The organism is Cupriavidus sp. 05N38, from assembly GCF_056397345.1.
Window position 1 is genome coordinate 1 of sequence record NZ_JBFTNF010000168.1, and the last position, 957, is coordinate 957.

Consider the following 957-nt stretch of genomic DNA (forward strand, 5'->3'; position numbering starts at 1 on the left):
CCCCTTGGCACACTCCATGCGTTTGTACCTCCCGAGCGCAGAAACACTGCTCAAACCAACCGAACCCAAAGTTCAATCGCTCCCAAGGAGAACTGCCATGACTACCACCCTCGCCATCAAGGACCTGTCCGTCACCGAAGAACTCGACGCCCGCGCCATGCGCGCCGTGCGCGGCGGCTTCGTGCCCTTCCTGCCTGTCTTCAGCGCGGTCAAGGTCGACTCGACCTTCAACGCCTCGCAGCTGATCGGCCAGACGCAGAACGTCGTCAACATGAATGGCAACAACGCAGCCTTCGTCGACGACATCAAGTCGCATGTCAACTCGACCCAGAACGCCCAGAACAACATCTACCGCTAAGCCGCCGGCCCCGCCGAGCACGCCAACCGAATTCGCACATCACTGAGTACCGGAGAACTGTCATGACTACCATCGCCATCAAAGACCTGTCCGTCACCGAAGAACTCGACGCCGGCGCCATGCGCGCCGTACGCGGCGGCTTCGTGCCCTTCCTGCCCGTGTTCAGCGCGGTCAAGGTCGACTCGACCTTCAACGCCTCGCAACTGATCGGCCAGACCCAGAGCGTGGTCAACATGAACGGCAACAACGCTGCCTTCGTGGACGACATCAAGTCGCATGTCAACTCGACGCAGAACGCCCAGAACAACATCTATCGTTGAACGGCCCGGCTTGCGCGGAGGCGGCCCTGCCACCTCCGCTGGCAACCAGTCAATCAAGAGCATTTCAAGTTATCCAGTGAAGCCAAAGAGAACCGACATGTCATCCCTCATCGTGCGCGACCTCCCCCTGAACCAAGAACTCGACAGCAAGTCCCTGGCCGCGGTGCGCGGCGGCGCCAACACCTGGATGCAGGGACTGGGCCCGGTGGCCAACGTCAATGTCAACGTCAACCAGAACATCGCCCAGCTGCAGAGCATCAACGTCAACACGCTCAACAA

At 60.3% G+C, this 957-nt stretch carries 3 protein-coding genes; all 3 read left to right on the top strand.

The genetic code is table 11. From position 1 onward, the window contains the following. Positions 1-97 precede the first annotated feature (97 nt). Positions 98-358 (top strand): hypothetical protein, encoded by a 261-nt coding sequence (locus tag AC1DK4_RS40705; protein WP_441643671.1) that lies wholly within the window; start codon positions 98-100, stop codon positions 356-358. 62 nt (positions 359-420) lie between these two features. Further along, positions 421-678 carry a hypothetical protein gene (locus AC1DK4_RS40710; protein ID WP_441643672.1) on the top strand — a complete coding sequence of 86 codons (258 nt, stop codon included), beginning with the start codon at positions 421-423 and terminating at the stop codon, positions 676-678. Positions 679-775: 97 nt separating this feature from the next. Continuing rightward, a partial coding sequence (locus AC1DK4_RS40715; protein ID WP_477132271.1) for a hypothetical protein occupies positions 776-957 on the top strand: 182 nt, incomplete at its 3' end.

Bases quoted from the DNA above. Each gene is read 5' to 3' on its own strand.
- AC1DK4_RS40710 (WP_441643672.1), top strand. From the start codon at position 421: ATGACTACCATCGCCATCAAAGACCTGTCCGTCACCGAAGAACTCGAC.
- AC1DK4_RS40705 (WP_441643671.1), top strand. From the start codon at position 98: ATGACTACCACCCTCGCCATCAAGGACCTGTCCGTCACCGAAGAACTC.